Source organism: Streptodolium elevatio, assembly GCF_040649515.1.
GTDB lineage: Bacteria > Actinomycetota > Actinomycetes > Streptomycetales > Streptomycetaceae > Yinghuangia > Yinghuangia elevatio.
In genome coordinates this window covers 11,691-26,492 of the sequence record NZ_JBEZFP010000046.1, presented here as the reverse complement: position 1 = coordinate 26,492, position 14,802 = coordinate 11,691, and the positions used below count along the sequence as shown (strand labels likewise).

General features: G+C 72.5%; 12 protein-coding genes and 1 pseudogene. 3 read left to right on the top strand and 10 right to left on the bottom strand.

Annotation, left to right across the window (positions count from 1 at the left end):
* Positions 1-190 precede the first annotated feature (190 nt).
* The 6 genes and pseudogenes from AB0C36_RS19075 to AB0C36_RS19050 form a co-directional block, all read right to left on the bottom strand.
* Positions 191-1,153, bottom strand: coding sequence for a Ppx/GppA phosphatase family protein (locus tag AB0C36_RS19075; RefSeq protein ID WP_358355491.1), 963 nt, complete (start codon positions 1,151-1,153; stop codon positions 191-193).
* 104 nt (positions 1,154-1,257) lie between these two features.
* Positions 1,258-1,764: pseudogene (locus AB0C36_RS19070) on the bottom strand (DUF501 domain-containing protein); the annotation flags it as partial.
* A gap of 183 nt (positions 1,765-1,947) precedes the next feature.
* Positions 1,948-2,709, bottom strand: coding sequence for an FtsB family cell division protein (locus tag AB0C36_RS19065; RefSeq protein ID WP_358355489.1), 762 nt, complete (start codon positions 2,707-2,709; stop codon positions 1,948-1,950).
* A 60-nt stretch (positions 2,710-2,769) separates the two neighbouring features.
* Positions 2,770-4,056 carry a phosphopyruvate hydratase gene (gene eno / locus AB0C36_RS19060; RefSeq protein WP_358355487.1) on the bottom strand — a complete coding sequence of 429 codons (1,287 nt, stop codon included), beginning with the start codon at positions 4,054-4,056 and terminating at the stop codon, positions 2,770-2,772.
* A gap of 235 nt (positions 4,057-4,291) precedes the next feature.
* Positions 4,292-5,932 carry an amidohydrolase gene (locus AB0C36_RS19055; protein ID WP_358355485.1) on the bottom strand — a complete coding sequence of 547 codons (1,641 nt, stop codon included), beginning with the start codon at positions 5,930-5,932 and terminating at the stop codon, positions 4,292-4,294.
* A 67-nt stretch (positions 5,933-5,999) separates the two neighbouring features.
* Positions 6,000-7,616: an APC family permease gene (locus tag AB0C36_RS19050; RefSeq protein WP_358355484.1), complete on the bottom strand. Its 1,617-nt coding sequence runs from the start codon at positions 7,614-7,616 to the stop codon at positions 6,000-6,002.
* Positions 7,617-7,991: 375 nt separating this feature from the next.
* Between AB0C36_RS19050 and AB0C36_RS19045 the strand changes: the two genes are divergently transcribed.
* A complete protein-coding gene (locus AB0C36_RS19045) occupies positions 7,992-8,738 on the top strand; it encodes a TetR/AcrR family transcriptional regulator (RefSeq protein ID WP_358355482.1) in 747 nt (248 codons plus the stop codon).
* A gap of 208 nt (positions 8,739-8,946) precedes the next feature.
* On the opposite strand, the gene AB0C36_RS19040 is transcribed toward AB0C36_RS19045, so the two are convergent.
* Positions 8,947-9,390 (bottom strand): pyridoxamine 5'-phosphate oxidase family protein, encoded by a 444-nt coding sequence (locus AB0C36_RS19040; protein ID WP_358355480.1) that lies wholly within the window; start codon positions 9,388-9,390, stop codon positions 8,947-8,949.
* A gap of 444 nt (positions 9,391-9,834) precedes the next feature.
* Between AB0C36_RS19040 and AB0C36_RS19035 the strand changes: the two genes are divergently transcribed.
* Positions 9,835-10,641 (top strand): glycosyltransferase family 2 protein, encoded by an 807-nt coding sequence (locus tag AB0C36_RS19035; protein WP_358355478.1) that lies wholly within the window; start codon positions 9,835-9,837, stop codon positions 10,639-10,641.
* A gap of 165 nt (positions 10,642-10,806) precedes the next feature.
* Here AB0C36_RS19035 and AB0C36_RS19030 read toward each other — a convergent pair whose 3' ends face one another.
* Together AB0C36_RS19030 and AB0C36_RS19025 are read right to left on the bottom strand one after the other, a co-directional pair.
* Positions 10,807-11,439 carry an alpha-ketoglutarate-dependent dioxygenase AlkB gene (locus AB0C36_RS19030; protein ID WP_358355476.1) on the bottom strand — a complete coding sequence of 211 codons (633 nt, stop codon included), beginning with the start codon at positions 11,437-11,439 and terminating at the stop codon, positions 10,807-10,809.
* Positions 11,440-11,506: 67 nt separating this feature from the next.
* A complete protein-coding gene (locus tag AB0C36_RS19025; RefSeq protein ID WP_358355474.1) occupies positions 11,507-12,622 on the bottom strand; it encodes a glycosyltransferase family 4 protein in 1,116 nt (371 codons plus the stop codon).
* Positions 12,623-12,947: 325 nt separating this feature from the next.
* Between AB0C36_RS19025 and AB0C36_RS19020 the strand changes: the two genes are divergently transcribed.
* On the top strand, positions 12,948-13,886 hold the full coding sequence (locus tag AB0C36_RS19020) for an FkbM family methyltransferase (protein ID WP_358355473.1): 939 nt from the start codon (positions 12,948-12,950) through the stop codon (positions 13,884-13,886).
* Here the strand turns inward: AB0C36_RS19020 and AB0C36_RS19015 are convergent.
* Entirely contained in the window at positions 13,783-14,730 is a 948-nt protein-coding gene (locus AB0C36_RS19015; RefSeq protein WP_358355471.1) for a class I SAM-dependent methyltransferase, read from the bottom strand. The two genes, AB0C36_RS19020 and AB0C36_RS19015, sit on opposite strands and share 104 nt — an antisense overlap.
* Between the last annotated feature and the right edge of the window lie 72 nt (positions 14,731-14,802).

Below are 14,802 nucleotides of genomic sequence, written 5' to 3'. Positions count from 1 at the left end.
GGCCGTGTGATCCCCGTCATGATCTTGGGAACGAGCCCACGACAGGGTCAACCAAACCCGCTCGCCGCACGGGCCGGCCCGCGAACGCCCCCACTTAGCCCCAAGGTGACGAAAAGAATCGGCGCCACCCATGTGAAGAGTTTCACAAACAAAGTCGCCAAATATCCCGAGGCGTGGGACGACCGCCTGTTCAGCCCAGCACGGACCAGGCGATTCCATCCAGAATGTCGTGTTCCGACACCACAACCTCGCGGGCCCCGACGCGTTCCATGATGGTCAGCAGGACCAACGCCCCCGCCCCGATCACGTCGACGCGGCCCGGGTGCATGACCGGGATCGCGGCGCGCTGGTCGTGGGTGCCGGTGAGCAGGCTCTCGGTGATCTCGCGGACCCGGTCCACCGCGATGCGCGAGTGGTGGATGCGCCGCGGGTCGTACTCCGGCAGGTCGAGCGCGATGCCGGCCACGGTGGCGACCGAACCCGCCAGGCCCACCACGGTCTTGGCACGGTCCAGCGGAACCGACTCGGCGGCCAGGTCGATCGCGGCCTCGATGTCGGCCTTGGCGGCGGCGATCTCCGCGGGGGTGGGCGGGTCGGAGCGCAGGTGGCGCTCGGTCATGCGGACGCAGCCGATGTTCACCGACCGGGCCGCCTCGACCCGGTCGCCGCCGAGCACGAACTCGGTCGAGCCGCCGCCGATGTCCAGGACCAGGAACGGGCGTTCGAAGCCGGACGCGGCGGACCCCGGATCGTCCGGCGAGGCGCCGGCGAGTTCGCGGGTGGCTCCGGTGAAGGACAGCGCGGCCTCTTCGTCGCCCGTGACGACCTCGGGCTCGACACCCAGGATCTCGCGCACGCCGGTGCGGAAGTCCTCGCGGTTCTCGGCGTCCCGGCTCGCGCTGGTCGCCACGAAGCGCAGCCGCTTGGCGCCCAGCGCGTCGATGGCGTCGCGGTAGTCGCGGCAGGCGGCGAACGTGCGCTCCAGCGCCTCGGGGGCCAGCCGGCCCGTCGTGTCGACGCCCTGCCCCAGCCGCACGATGCGCATCCGGCGGTCGAGGTCGCTCAGGCTTCCGGTGTCCGGGTCCAGGTCGGCGACCAGGAGGCGGATCGAGTTGGTGCCGCAGTCGATCGCGGCCACGCGTTCGGTCGTCACGAGTCCCCTCGGGTTTCGGTGCCGGTGCCGCCGTTCCGGGCGGCAGGGGCGGAGTTCGCGTCGGAGTCGGAGTGTGTGGCGGTGGCGGTGGGGTCGGCGGAGGCGGAATCGGCATCGGCATCGGCGGCGCTGCCGTCGGGGGCCACGCACGGACCCTTCTTCCACCACTCCGGGAGCGCCGCAAGCGCCTCGTCGCCCAGCGGGTTCACGCCCGGTCCGGCGGCGAGCGAGTGCGCGACCAGGACGTGCAGGCACTTCACCCGGTCGGGCATACCGCCCGCGGACGGGAAGCCCGCCAGCACCTCGATCGCGTCGCGCCGCCGGATGTAGTCCTCGTGCGCGGCGCGGTAGCGGGCCGCCAGGTCGGCGTCCGCGGCGAGGCGCTCGTTCATCTCGCGCATCAGCCCGTCGGACTCCAGCGTCCCGATCGCCGACGCGGCCCGCGGGCAGGTCAGGTAGTACATCGTCGGGAAGGGGCTGCCGTCCTCCAGGCGCGGCGCGGTCTCGACCACGTCGGGCAGCGCGCACGGGCAACGGTGGGCGACCCCGCGCAGGCCGCGCGGTGTGCGGCCGAGCTGGGCGGTGACGGAGGCGACGTCCTGCTGATCCATGCCGGTCAGTATTTCCGATTCGGTGGGGTGGTCCGGGCGCGGTGGCGGCGCGGCGGGCGAACGGGGGCGGGGCGGGCGGACGGGTCCGAGGGCGGACGATGTACCGCGTGGGTCGACGGGCAGCCCGACCCGAGCCGGGCACACGGTCTCGGCGCGGGCCGCGGCGGGTGCTGGTGCGGGTGGTCAGCGGCCGCCGCTCCGCGGGTCGGTGATGGTCTCGTCGGGCGGGGGAGGCGGTGCCTGGGGAGCCGTCGACGGCGTGGGCTTGGCGTCGGCCTCGCGCACGGTCGTCCACAGGCTGTCCGGCCAGTCGCCCTTCGGCTTGGCCGCGTCGTCCGGCGAGGTGGTCGGCGCGGGCGGCGGCACGACCGAATAGGCGACGTCGCCCGGGTTGACGTAGTGGAGTTGCATGCGCGCCTGCTGGCGGACGTACGCGGGGTCCTTCCACCGCTCGAGTTCCTCGCGCAGGCGCTCGACCTCCTCGCGGTGGTCGCGCGTCTGCTCGCGCAGGTCCTCGCGTTCGCGCTGCTGGCTGATGTACTGCCGGACGGGCACCACGAGGGCGATGGCCAGGACGCACACGACCAGGGCGAGCACCCCCGCGCGGCCGGTGAGCCGGTTGGGCCGTCCCTTGGTGCCGCCCCACGTGATGACGATGCGGCGGCGCTTGGCCGGCTTCGGCGCGGGACTGCCGGGCGCGGCCTGCCGGTTCGCGGTGGCCTTGCGGGCCGGCGCGGCGGCCTTCGCGGGCCGGGTCGGCCGTGCGGGCCTGGCGGACGAGGACGGTCTGGCGGTCCTGGACGGCCTGGCCGCCCCGCCGCCCGTACGCCGGGCGGCGCCGCCCGAGCCGCTGCCCGAGGCGTTCCGCCCGCCCGTACCGCCGGCCACCGCTCCCCTGCCCGCCTTGCCCGGTTCGGTCCCCTTGCGTGCGTCCGCGTCGGACACGCGCCCTCCCTGCCGTCGGGCCGGCCGCACGGTCACCCGCGCGGCCGGTCCGACGATGCGTCAGGCCTCGGCCGAGAACCGCGGGAACGCGCTGCGGCCGGCGTAGACCGCCGCCTCGTCGAGGATCTCCTCGATGCGCAGCAGTTGGTTGTACTTGGCCACGCGCTCGGAGCGGGCCGGGGCACCGGTCTTGATCTGACCGCAGTCGGTGGCGACGGCCAGGTCGGCGATCGTGGTGTCCTCGGTCTCGCCCGAACGGTGACTCATCATGCACCGGTAACCGTTGCGGTGGGCGAGCGACACGGCGTCGAGGGTCTCGGTGAGCGTGCCGATCTGGTTGACCTTCACCAGCAGCGCGTTGGCCGTGGCGGTGTCGATGCCGCGCTGCAGCCGCTCGGGGTTGGTGACGAACAGGTCGTCGCCGACGAGCTGGACCTTGCCGCCGAGGGTGTCGGTGAGCTGCTTCCAGCCCTCCCAGTCCTCCTCGCTCATCGGGTCCTCGATCGACACGAGCGGGTACGCCGCGACCAGCTCCGCGTAGTACGCCGCCATGTCGGCCGCCGACTTCGCGTTGCCCTCGAAGGTGTACGCGCCGTCCTTGTAGAACTCGGTGGCGGCGACGTCCAGCGCGAGCGCGACGTCGCGGCCCGGCTCGAACCCGGCTTTGCCGATCGCCTCGACGATCAGGTCCAGCGCGTCGCGGTTGCTCGGCAGGTCGGGGGCGAAGCCGCCCTCGTCGCCGACGCCGGTGGCCAGACCGCGCGACTTCAGGACGGACTTGAGCGCGTGGTAGACCTCGGTGCCCCAGCGCACCGCGTCGGCGAAGGTCTCCGCGCCGATCGGCGCGATCATGAACTCCTGGATGTCGACGTTGGTGTCCGCGTGGGCACCGCCGTTGAGGATGTTCATCATCGGGACCGGCAGCACGTGCGCGTTCGGCCCGCCGAGGTAGCGGAACAACGGCAGTTCGGCGGCCTCCGCGGCGGCGTGCGCGACGGCCAGCGAGACGCCCAGCATGGCGTTGGCGCCGAGGTTGGACTTGTCGGCGGTGGCGTCGAGGTCGATCATCGTCTGGTCGACGATGCGCTGCTCGTCCGCCTCGATGCCGACGATCTCGGGCTGGATCTGCTCGATGACGGCGAGGACGGCCTTCTCGACGCCCTTGCCGCCGTAGCGCGACGTGTCGCCGTCACGCAGTTCGATGGCCTCGAAGGCACCGGTGGAGGCGCCGGACGGGACGGCGGCACGGCCCTGGCTGCCGTCGTCGAGGACCACCTCGACCTCGACCGTGGGGTTGCCGCGGGAGTCGAGAATCTCGCGGGCGTGGACGACGTCGATGGACGGCACAGCATCTCCTTGGTGTTACCGGGCACGAGGGTCTGCTCGGCCGAGCCTAGTGCCTGCCCGCTCCGCGGCCTCCCCCGTGGCCGCGGGTATCCGTTCCGCGCACGGTCGGCGGGGCGTTCGCCGGATCCCCCGGTCGGCCGCTCGGCGGGCTGTTCGCCGGACCCCTTGGTCGACCGGTCGGCTGGTGCGGCGGCCGGTCGCCCCGGCAGGGTGTGACCGGCCGCCGTCGGAGCGGTCAGGCGTTGTCGGCGGCGTGGACGCGGGCACCTTCGACGTAGGTGAGGGCGGTGCGCGTCTCGTGGATGTCCTCGGGCGCACCCGCGAAGGGGTTGCGGTCCAGGACGGTGAGGTCGGCGAGCTTGCCGACCTCGATGGAGCCGGTCTCGTCGAGGTGGTTCACGTACGCCGAACCCGCGGTGTAGGCGGCGATGGCGGTGGCCAGGTCGAGGCGCTGCTCGGGCAGGAACACCGGGCTGTCGGAGCCGGGGACGCGGCGGTTGACGGCCACGTGGATGCCGGCCATCGGGTCGGGCGTCGAGACCGACCAGTCGCTGCCCGCCGCGAGGACCGCGCCGGCCTGCTGGAACGCGCGGAACGGGTACTGCCACGCGCTGCGCTCCGTGCCGATGAACGGGATGCAGAGTTCGTCCATCTGCTTCTCGTGCGCGGCCCACAGCGGCTGCATGTTGACGGCGACGTCGAGTTCGCGGAAGCGCGGGATGTCGCCCGGCTCGACGATCTGCACGTGCGCGACGTGGTGCCGCAGGTCGTTGAAGCCGTTCGCCTGGCGGGCGGCGTCGACGGCGTCCAGCACCTCGGTGATCGCGCGGTCGCCGATCGCGTGGAAGTGCACCTGGAAGCCGTGCGCGTCGAGCAGCGTGATGTATTCGCGCAGCAGCTCCGGGTCGACCATCGACAGGCCCTTGTTGCCGGTCTGGCAGCCGCAGGCGTCGAGGTACGACTCGCCGATCGCGGCGGTGAAGTTCTCGGGTATGCCGTCCTGCATCAGCTTGACGGTGCCGGCGTTGAAGCGGCCCATGGTGCCGCGCGCCCGGCGGTCCAGGAGGAAGTCGAGCTGCTCGGCGCCCTTCTCGCGGTCCCACCACAGCGCGCCGCGCACTCGCGCGGTCAGCAGGCCGGACTCGGCCGCCTCGGTGTACACGTCGAACTGGTCGTTCCAGCCGCCGAATTCGCCGATGATGGCGTCCTGCCACGCGGTGATGCCAAGCGAGTGGAGATATGCCTGCGCGTCGGCCAGGCCCTTCAGGTAGTCCTGGCGCGTCGGCTGTGGCGCGTACTGGCCGACCAGGCCCATGGCGCCCTCGTGCAGGATGCCGCTCGGGGTGCCGTCGGGCTCGCGTTCGATGCGGCCGTCGGCGGGGTCGGGCGAGTTCTTGTCCAGACCCGCGATCTCCAGCGCGCGGGTGTTGCACCACGCACTGTGGCCGTCGCGTACGGGCAGGTAGACCGGCCGGTCGGGGACGACCGCGTCGAGCATCTGACGGGTCGCCAGACCGCCGGGGAACGCCTCGAACGACCAGCCGCCGCCGAGGATCCACTCGACCTCCGGGTGCGCGTCGGCGTACTCGGCCACCGACGCGATGCTGTCCTCCTGCGTCTCGGCGTCCGAGAGGTCGCAGCGGCTCATCGTGAGGCCCGCGAACACCGGGTGCACGTGCGCGTCCTGGAAGCCCGGCACCAGCAGGCGGCCGGCCAGGTCGACGGTTTCGGTGCGGGGGCCGACGAGTTCGCGGACCTCGTCGTGTCCGACGGCCACGATGCGGCCGCCGCGTACCGCGACCGCGGTGGCCCAGCGGCGGGCCGGGTCGACGGTCAGGACGGGACCGTTGAACAGGACGAGGTCGGCGTGCGTCATGGGTGTCGGCGGCCTTTCGGGAGTGTGCTGCGGTGTTCGGTGCGGTCCGGGGTGCCGCGGGTGCGGACTACGGCGCCGGGTGCGGCTCGGAGTGCTCGGGGTGCTCGGGGTGCTCGGAGTGCTCGGAGTGCTCGGGGTGCGGTGCGGGGCTGCCGGGTTCGGCGGTCGCCGCGGCGGTGTCCGGGTCGACGGACTTCGGCAGGCTGAAGTAGGCGGGCTTGCGTACGTAGCGGTTCCACGCGGCTATGGGGACGCCCAACGCGATGATCGTGAGCGGCACGACGACGAGGAAGCGCCCGTTCTCGGCGTCGAACGCGAGGGTGTCGGAGGCGGTCCAGTTCGAGTGCACCATGTAGCCGCCGAGCAGCAGAAGTGCGAGTCCGGCCACCCCGGGGAGCAGCGCCAGGGTCACGAAGTTGCGGACCGAGTCGAACAGTTCGCGCCGGAAGATCATCACGCAGGCGACCCCGGTGATGCCGTAGCCGAACGAGACCAGGATCCCGACCGCGGTCACGGTCGCCATGATGACGTCGGTGAGCTTGCCCAGCGCGGTCCCGGCGACGGCCAGCACCAGGCTGATCGCCACGGTGCGGTAGGTGCTGACGGAGGGCGTGCGGTGGACCGGATGCAGGCGCGCCCAACTCTTGCCGAGGACTCCGTTGCGGCCCATCGCCATCGTGAGGCGCGCGCCGCCGATCACGCTCGACTGGAGGCACGCGACAGTCGACAGCAACATCGCGATGTAGGCGATGAGCGCGCCCTGTCCGCCGAACATCTTGTCGGTGAGGTAGGGCAGCGCGTTGGCACCGTACTCGGCGAATTCCTCGCGGCTGAGCGCCCGTTGGAACGCCACGGCGGCGAACACGAACAGCCCCGCGGCGAGCACGATCGACAGCAGGCCCGCCTTGCCGGCGACGCGGCGGTCGACGTTCTCCTCGGAGATGCTGAACGCCGTCTCCCAGCCCCAGAAGTTGTACGCCGCCAGCAGCACGCCGGTGGCGAGCATCGTGGTGTCGTCGAACCCGAAGGGGTTGAACCACCCGGCGCTGAAGTCGCTCACCGGCGCCGCGTCGCCCCAACCCCCGAAGGCCGCCACGCACACGACGATCACCACAACGGCGGCGAACCCGAACAGGATGGCCTGCACACGCGCGGCCATCTCGACGCCGCGTACCGCGGTGTAGGTGATGAGCGCGGCCCAGGCGACGCCGATGGCGGTGGCCAGTTTCATCGAGTTGAGCGGGTCGATGTCGGCGCCGAGTTCGGCGGCGACGCCGAGGGTGAACTGCCCGGCGAGTTGCGTGCCGTACGCGAGGAACAGGATCGAGCTCGCGACACCGATCCAGCCGACCATGAAGCCGAACCACGGCCCGAGCGCGCGGCGCACCCACATATAGGTGGTGCCCGCGTTCGGGTCGCGGGCGGACAGACGCGCATAGCCGACGGCGATGCCCAGGATGGGCAGGCATGCGATGAGGAAGGTGGCCGGAAGGCTGGTGCCGACCTCCATGCCGATGAGACCCAGGCCGAGGCCGATGCTGACCGTCGGGCTCATGTTCGCGAGCGCGATCACCACGCCCTGGCGTACGCCGAGGGTCTTGGCGAGGCGCGGCTCGCCGGGCGTCGGGGACGACGCCGCGGACGAGGCGTCCGGGACCGCGGGGCGGTCGGTGTCAACGGACATATCGGCACTCCAGGGCAGGGCATGGCGGAACAGGCGGAGCTCGGGTAACGCCTCCTCGGGGGGACGCGGGGTGGGCTCGGTCGGCGGCCACGGCGTCCCGGGGGGTGTCAGGCAGTCGTAAGGAAACACGGATGTCAACGGATAAGTCAATGGCGTTGACAAAAGTGTTCCCCTCGACACCTGCGGGCCCTTTCCCGCACCGGGCACGGCAAGATGGGGCGGCAGGAAGCGGTGCTCGCGGGACCCGGCGCGGCCGGGAGGCGGCGGGCGGCGGCGGAAGCGCCGTGCGGTGCCGCCAGGTGTCGAGAGGCATCGGAAGGCGCCGAAAAGCACCGGACAACACCGGAAGACCGCCGGAGCAAGGAGGGGTACGTCGTGGCAGGCACCGGATCAGGGGCCGGGGTACGCGGCACCCGGCGGCGCGCGGCGTCCAGCCGGGCGGGCGGACGGCCCGGGCTGTCCCCCGAACGCATCGTCGACGGCTGCATCGCGCTGCTGGACGAGCAGGGCGCGGACGCCTTGACGTTCCGCCGGATCGGCGCGTACCTCGGGGTGGACCCGACGGCGCTCTACCGGCATTTCCGCGACAAGGACGAACTTGTGCTGGCCGTCGCGGACCGCCTGCTGGCGCGCAGCATGGAGGACTTCGCACCGTCCGGCGACTGGCGCGGGACGCTGCGCGACATGCTCGTGCGCAGCCGCGAGGTGTACCTCGCGCACCCCGAGGCGGCCGTGCTGTCGGTGGCCCGGACGACGCGGCGGCCCGCGGAGATGGCCGCCGTGGAGATCATCCTCGGGGCGCTCGCGGACGCGGGGTTCCCGCCGGAGGAGGCGGTCCGGTACTACCGGGTGCTCGTCGACTTCATCCTGTCGTGGAGCGGGCTGGAGGCCGCGTTCCTGACGCTGGATCAGGAGGCCCAGTCGGGGGACGACGGCGCATGGTCGCGCGAGTATGCCGGGGCGCCCGCCGACCGCTACCCGCGCATCGCCGCGGCGTCGGCGTACCTGCCCACGGTCGGGCCGCAGGAGAACTTCGAGCTTGCCCTGGACCTGCTGCTGGACGCGGTCGAGGTGCGGGCGGGGCGGTTCGGGGACCGAGACGGCGCGGGACCGCGGGGCTGAGCGCCTGCGCGGCTGAGAGGCTGCGGAGCTAAGAGGCTCAAGAGTTGAGCGCAGCGCCTGAGGGACTGAGCGGGGGCCGAGGGGCTGCGGGACTGAGCGGGGACCGAGGGGCTGCGGGACCGAGGGGCTGGCGCTGAGGGGCTGCGCGACCGAAAGCCGTGGGACTGCGGGTTGTTCGAGGAACCCGGCCTGCGGGCGGGCGCGGCGGTCAGACGAAGTAGCCGGGACCGCCCGGCCCGCCGTCGAGGCCGAAGATGCGCCAGCGGGTCGGGGTGACCACGCCGAGGCTGGTGCCTTCCCGCGAAAGCGCCCGGTGCTGCTGGGTCAGTCCCTCGTCGCCCAGGATGTGCCGCATCGCGAACTCCCAGCGCTCCTGGGCCCACGCGTCCTCGCGCAGTTCCACCTCGCCCCACACGATCACGTGGGCGATGTCGCCGTCCTCGGCTATCGAGATGCAGACCTTGGGGTTCTTCTCGAGGTTCGACTTCTTGGTGCGACCGGTCAGGCTCAGATAGAGGTGGTCGTCGTCGTACGCCAGCATCACTGGGGTCACATGCGGTTCACCGGTCGGTGTCACGGTGCCGACGTGCACCCAGTGCTCGGGGTCACCGAGCATGTGGTCGAGCGCGTCCTTCAACTCCGGGTCGATCATCCTCGTCCGCCTCTCGTGTGCCGTCCCGCGCAGTTGCGGGTACGGTCCGACGGTTGTTCGACGCGGCCACGGTACCTCGCCTAGTGACGTGGGACACACGGCGGGGTCGGGGAAGACGGTTTCGAAGGCATTTGCGAAGGCAACCTGCGGACGCAACTGCGAAGGCGCAGGCCGCGACCCGTGGCGCGCCGCGGTGGACGGAGCCGCGGCCGCCCCGCGTACGGCGGCGGTGGCGAAGACCGCCCGCCCGACAACGATCTTGCGGGCCTCCGGGCACGCGCTTCCCACCAAAGGGTGATTCCGGAGTGTCCGCCGTGACCTCTGTTCGTTGACCCGATACGTCGACTGTGCGTCGGCCGGGCTCAAGGTCGCGGGGCTCGAGGTCCGGGGCGCACGGTGCGGTCCTCCGGTCTCACCGGCCGGTCATCACGGAAGGCGGTTGCGGTGCCCGAGGTCTCATTCGTCGTGCCCACGCGCAATTCGGGGCGCACGTTGGAGGCGTGCCTGCGGAGTCTGCGCGCACAGGTCGGGGTCGCGGTCGAGGTGATCGTCGTCGACAACGCGTCGACCGACGGGACGCCGCAGATCGCCGCACGCTGGGCCGACCGCGTCCTGACCCACGGCCCCGAGCGCAGCGCGCAGCGGAACGCCGGGTGGCAGGCCGCGCGGGCGCGCGTCGTGGCGTTCCTCGACAGCGACATGGTCCTGGACGCCGGGGCCGCGTCGGAGGCATCCGCGGCCTTCTGCGAGGACCCGGGCCTCGGCGGCCTCATCGTGCCCGAATACGCGTTCGGGGCCGGGTTCTTCGCCCGCTGCCGCGCCCACGAGAAGCGCCTGTCCGCGGGCGGCCCCGACACCGAGGGCGCCCGCTTCTTCCGCCGGGACGCGGTCGAACTGGCCGGCGGATACGAGGAGTCGGGTTACGCGGGTGAGGACTGGGAGTTCTCCGAACGGGTCGCCGCCGACGGCTGGACGATCGGCCGCCTCAAGTCCGCCGTCGGCCACGACGAGGGGCGCGTCTCGCTGGGCCGGGCGTTCGCGAAGAAGCGCTACTACGGCCGCAACTTCTACGACTACGCGATGCTCCCGCGTCAGCAGCGGCGTCCGCTCGGACGCACGTCGCTCGTCGGTTCGCCGGCACGCCTCGCCAAGGCGCCGGCCCTCACCGTCGGCCTCGTCCTCCTCAAGGCGGTCGAGGTCGGCGGCATGCTGTGCGGCATGGCCGAGGAACGCCGGGCCCGCCGCAGCTGAGGCGCGTCCCGGCCGGGCCGAGCCGGATCCCAGCCGCGTCGCAGCCGGGCCGGGCCGATTCCGAACGGGAGCCGAGCGGGTCCGAGCGGGGGCCGAGCGGGTCCGAGCGGGGGCCGAGCGGGTCCGAGCGGGGGCCGAGCGGGTCCGAGCGGGGGCCGAGCCGGGTCAGGCCACGCCCTGGGGTCGGAACTGGACGCTTATGCGCGGGCCGGTGGGGCGGGCGGTCTTGGGGACGGCGTGCTCCCAGGTCCGCTGGCACGACCCGCCCATCACCAGCAGGTCACCGTGGCCGAGCCGTCGTCGGACGGTCCGGCCGGCACCGCCGCCCCTCGGCCTGAGCAGCAGGTCGCGCGGCGCACCCAGCGAGACGATCGCGACCATCGTGTCCTCGGTGGCACCGCGGCCGATCCGGTCGCCGTGCCAGGCGACGCTGTCCCGGCCGTCGCGGTAGAAGCACAGGCCGACGGTGCGGAAGGGCTCGCGAAGCTCGGATGCGTAGTGCGCGGACAGCGCTTCGCGTGCCGTGGCGAGCGCGGCGTCGGGCAGGTCGTCGTCGGCGCCGTAGTACGCGAGCAGGCGCGGGACGTCCACGACGCGGTCGTACATCTGCCGCCGCTCGGCCCGCCACGGGACCTCCCCCGCGAGGCGGGCGAACAGTGCGTCGGCGCCCCGGAGCCAGCCGGGGAGCAGGTCGATCCACGCCCCCTCGCCGAGGGCGGAACGGCGCATCCCCCGCGTCGGGCCAAGCCGGGCGTCGTCGCCCTGCCCGAAGAGCGACGCCTGGAGATAGACGGACATAAGGGCAACGATAGCTCACGTTCTCGAATACCTGTTCGAGCACGTGGACACCGCCTACACCTCCGGGTCAGGCCGCGTATTCGGGGCGGTCCGCCGTGTCCTCGACCGAGGCGGGAAGGGCCGACTCGCAAGCCGACCAGACCGCGTCGGCGACGTCGTCCCACGGGACGGCCCCGCCGCGCCAGCCTTCCGGGGACGGCGCCTCGGCCCAGGCGGGCAGGTGTTCGACGAGTCCGACCGCGAGCGAGCGCGGGTCGGGGCTGACGAGGACTCCGCCCGCGGCGGGGATCGAGTCGAGCAGGCCCGGGTTGGCGTACCCGATAGCGGGGGTGCCCATCGCGGCGGCCTCGTCGACGACGCGGCCCCACCCTTCGCGGATCGAGGTGCACACCAGGGCGTGCGCGCGGGCGACGAGCTGGTCGCGTACCGCACCCGGGACCCGGCCGTGGAAGTTGACGCCCTGCGGCGCGATCCTGCGCAGCCGCGCGTACTCCGGGCCGTCCCCGACCAGCCACAGCCGGGTGGTCGGGATCTCACGCTTCAGCAGCGTGAAGGCGTCGAACAGCTGGTCGATCTGCTTGACCGCGGACAGCCGACCGACGTGGGCCAGCGTGGGGCGTACCTCGCGCGGCACGGACGGCCGAGTGCGCGTGTCGACGCCCTCCGGCACCAACTCGATGCGCCGAAGCCCGTACGCCCGCAGCGACCTGCGGCTCGACGGCGAGACGGTCAGCACCGGAACGTCCGCCAACGCGCGCAGCCAACGCGGTTCGAGCACGTGGCGGCCCACCATCGCCACGGGCCAGGGGAGTTCGCAGTTCCAGGTCTCCCGCGCGACTTGGTGCACGAGCGCGACCGTCGGCACTCCCCCGCTCCATCGCGCGCAGCCGAACGGCCGGGTGTTGACCTCGTCGATCAGCAGGTCGAAGCGCTCACCGCGCGCAAGAGCTTCGCGGTACCAGATACGGGCGGCGCGGTGGACGCCCAGTTGCCCGCCCGCACGGACGAGGCGTACGCCGTCGGCGTCGGTCTCCTCGGCCGCGCGTCCGGGCAGCGCCGCACTGAACCACGTGACCTGGTGGCCGCGCGCCGCCCACCGGCGCAGCACTTCGCGGGTGTAGACCTCGGCCCCGCCCGACGCGGGGTGGCCGGGGCCCTTCCAGTTGAACAGGCAGACGCGCACGGGCCCAGATGTACCAGCGCGGCATCGCCTTGAGGCCGCGACGCGTTCCGGCGCGACCGGATGTTCCCCTGATCGAGCGACGAAGTGACCACCTGGTGCCCTGATTCGTTGACCTCGCGTTCCCCCGTTCGTCCGCGGCGCAGGCCCGTTCGTTCCGCTGTTCGTCCGTCTGCTCGTTCGGCAACTCGTTCGGCAGCTCGTTCGGCAGTTTGCTCGATCGTTTGTTCGTCGACCGCTTGCCCGCTCGCCGTACTCATCGCCCTACCGCCCTACCCCGTATGTCCGCCCTGCGAAGGGTGTTCGACGCCGTCCCCCGAGGAGAGCCGTGGATCAGCCGACCGACCCTGCCACCTCCGTCGCGTCCGAGGGCGGTGGTGCGCCATCGGCGGCTCGGGTGCCGTCCCAGGGCACGACGCGCGACGCCAACGAGCGCGCACCGGAGACCCGCTACCGCCGCTACGCCACGAACCTGCGTCTGTGGCAGCGCAATCGGGCCTGGTGGGGCTCGGAGCTGGCGACCGGCGCCAAGCTGCGCTACTACGGCGACATGGTCGCGTCGTACACGCGGTGCGCGCGGGGGCGGGGGCGTACCGTCCGCTACCTCGACAAGGAGTTCGCGTTCGACGACATCGCGACGCCGCTCAACCTCCAGACCTGTCCGCGCGAGGTGAGCCGCGACCTGCTGGGCAACATGCGGCCGGGCTTCCGGGTCCGCACCGCCCTCGATGTGGGCGGCAATCTCGGGCAGTTCGCGGTCACGCTCCGGCACTTCGCCCCCGAGGCCGAGGTCGACGTCTTCGAACCGAACGGGCTGATCCTCCCGCAGTTGGAGGCGAACACCGCCGCGCTCAAGGGAGTTCGCATCTGGCCGTACGCGCTCTCGCCGCGCCCGGTCGACGAGATGTTCTTCGACCCCGGGCGCTCCGCCACCGGTTCGGTCCTCGCCGACCAGATCGACTCCGTCGGAACGCCGCGCAGCCTCGCGGTGCGCAGCGTCAGCGACCCCTCGACCGTGACCGGCAACCAGGAGTACGACCTCGTCAAGATCGACGTCGAGGGCTACGAGCTCGAAGTGCTCAAGTGCCTCGGCGGCATGACCGTGCACTACCTGTACGTCGAGGTGTCCGGCGCGCGCGGCGTCTACCCGCACTCCGAACTGCTCATGCTGGTACGGCGGCAGTTCGGCGACTTCCGGGTGGTGTTCCAGGGCCCCTGCGACCGGCGTTCGGTGCACCACCCGCTGCTTCTGGAGTTCTCCGGCTGAACCGGGCCGGCGTACGCGCGTGCGCCAGCAGGATCGCGGCCGCGGACGGCACCCGGGTGAGCAGGCGGTCCAGCGGCCGCCCGGGGGCCGGAACCGCGTCGGACGCGGCGCCGGTCACCCGGACCGCGCGGAACCCGCCCGAGGTCAGCAGCTCCACGAGCGCGCGGCGGGTGAACAGCAGTGGCCGGCCGGCTGCGTTGTCGTCCGGTGGCCCGGGCACGCCGGACGGCGCGACCCCGGAGAACGCCGGCTGCACGCCCGCGAGCAGCCGCAGTCGGTTGAACCACGCGGCCAGATTCGGCGTGGACACGAACAGGTGGCCGCCCGGGCGGAGGACGCGGTACGCCTCGGCCACCGCGGCCCCGGGGTCGGCCAAGTGCTGGACGATCTCGTTCATGACGACGATGTCCGCCTCGCCGTCCGCAAAGGGCAGCCGGCCCGCGTCGAGTGACGAGCGTACGGTTTGCACGCCGCGTTCCCGGGCGCGCTCGAGGGCGGCCTCGGACCGGTCGACCCCGATCACCCGGTGGCTCGGGCTCGCGGCCAGGCCCGGCAGTTGGGCGATGCGCGCGGTCGCGTACCCGTCGCCGCAGCCGAGGTCGAGCACGGTGAGCGGCTTGACGGTGTGTTCGACGACGGGCCGGATCAGCGCCAGTTGCCGCCGGATGCGGTCGGCGTCGGAATGGTACGGAATGCGGTCGGCGCCAGAGTGGGACGGGATGTCCTCGGCCGGTTGGCGGGCCTGCTGGGTCGCGGCGGGCGCGGCGGATGCGGCAGATGCGGCGGCCTTCGCCGACCGGGCTTGCGCGGTTGTCGGCGTCGTCGGGGTCATCGGCGTCGTCATGCCGTGAAGAACGACGGCCCGGTCCGCCGAGTGACGGGAAGGGCCCGGCACTCGGCGGTTCGGCTCAGAGGC